The organism is Mesorhizobium sp. M1E.F.Ca.ET.063.01.1.1 (genome assembly GCF_003998155.1).
GTDB lineage: Bacteria > Pseudomonadota > Alphaproteobacteria > Rhizobiales > Rhizobiaceae > Mesorhizobium.
The window spans coordinates 1-424 of the sequence record NZ_RZSC01001657.1; the positions used below are offsets into that span (position 1 = coordinate 1).

At 54.2% G+C, this 424-nt stretch carries 1 pseudogene; it reads left to right on the forward strand.

Going from position 1 to position 424, the window contains the following annotated elements:
- Positions 1-317, forward strand: a pseudogene (locus EOA29_RS42025) (hypothetical protein); the annotation flags it as partial.
- Between the last annotated feature and the right edge of the window lie 107 nt (positions 318-424).

Here is a 424-nt window from a genome sequence, read left to right on the forward strand (position 1 = left end):
AGCCTGGCTTTGAGAGATTCGAAAACTGCCCGGAGGGATACAAGCCGGCCAGCGACAACAACGATCGTCGCAGCAGCTCCAACGGTGTGGCCAACCGGTGCGAGAAGGTGGTCAATGTTTGCCGGAACCCAAAAGGGCGGCAAACAGGGCTGAACTATCGGGACGTGCAGTATCGACAGGTCGGCGGTGGAGATCATGGCAACACCTGCACTCAGGTCGTTTCCATTGCCCGTCCGATGCGCAAAGATCCATATTTTTTCGATATTTCCAACGATCAGGGCGCGAAACAGCGCGTCTGGTTCAATCTCGACCGTTGATTTTTTAACGAAGCCTGCCCGGGAAAATTCCCGGGCAACGCTCATTCATGCGCATGGGCAAGATGACGTTCAGCCATCTTTTTTTTTGATCTACGACGCCCACTCTC